Genomic DNA, 1,123 nt, shown 5'->3' with positions numbered 1-1,123 from the left:
GGACAAGGTACTCGCATTCCTCGAGAGCCTGTAACTATGCCGAGGACACCGACCGCGACAACGCGTGATTGCACCGGCAAAACCTCAAGCCTCGGCATAGTCGCGGTGTCGGCATAGATCGACGATGATCAGCCCGTACCGGCGCAACCGGGCCAGTTCCTGAGGCAGCCGGCCTGCGCGGTGAGCATCAGTCAGTCGGGTGACCCAGTCGATCGCGGTCGCGAACAACACCCGATGCCCGTGGTGCGCGGCGGCGATACCCAGGCCGGTGGCCAGGTGCGTTTTGCCGGTGCCTGGTGGCCCGAGCAACACCACGTTGCGGGCCTCGGTCAGAAACCCGCCCGAAGCCAGGGCCGCGACTTGCTGCCGGACGCCCGGTTGGGCGTCCCAGTCGAACTCCTCCAACGTTTTACGCGCGGCGAACCCGGCGGCCCGGATGCGTAATTGCGCACCGGAGGCGTTGCGGGCGGCGACTTCACGGTCCAGGACCGCGGCGAGGTACTCCTCGTGGGTCCACCCCGCATCCCTGGCGTGATCGGCCAACCTCGCGGCGGCTTCGGTGACTCGGGGTGCCTTCAACGCCGACGCCAGATAGGTGACCTGCTTGAGCGCCTCAGTGGTCGCAGCGGCCTGTTTCTTCGCGGTGCTCATCAGGCCACCTCCCCACCCGGGGCGGCCAGGCCGTCGCTCAGATCACCGACGGGCTCGCTGACGGTGCCACTGGTGAGGCCGAACGCGTGGTCGTATTCGGCTAGGTCGCGCACCAACAGCTCGTCGTCGGGAACTGTTGGTGGTCGGGGTTGTTGGTATTGCTGCCGCAGCGTCTTAGCGGTGGCCACGTGCGCGGGGTCGGTGATCGTCATGCCGCGTGCCCATACCCGGTCGTGGGAGGCGACCGGCCGCCCATCGCGGCACACTCGGACCCGAGACAGGTCGGCGTGCACGTCGACCAGCCGGCTGATCAGCGACGGGTCGACCGAGTAATCGGATGAGTCGATGCGCACGTAGTAGTCCCGGCCGAGCCGGACACGGTTGACCCACCCGAGGGCGGGCGGCACCGGCGGTAACGCCAGCATCGCGGCCCTGTCCGCGGCTAGCAGGTCGGACGGCTTGGCCTTGACCG

The 1,123-nt window shown here is 68.1% G+C and carries 1 protein-coding gene and 1 pseudogene; both read right to left on the bottom strand.

Translation table 11 applies throughout. The features are described from left to right. Positions 1-117: 117 nt before the first annotated feature. Positions 118-651: pseudogene (locus FGL98_RS25110) on the bottom strand (ATP-binding protein); the annotation flags it as partial. Continuing rightward, the coding region (locus FGL98_RS25690) for a Mu transposase domain-containing protein (protein WP_425461033.1) at positions 651-1,123 on the bottom strand (473 nt) is incomplete at its 5' end. The pseudogene FGL98_RS25110 and the gene FGL98_RS25690, both read right to left, overlap by 1 nt.

It is taken from the genome of Leekyejoonella antrihumi (genome assembly GCF_007845645.1).
GTDB lineage: Bacteria > Actinomycetota > Actinomycetes > Actinomycetales > Dermatophilaceae > Leekyejoonella > Leekyejoonella antrihumi.
This window is presented reverse-complemented; position numbering and strand designations above follow the sequence as displayed.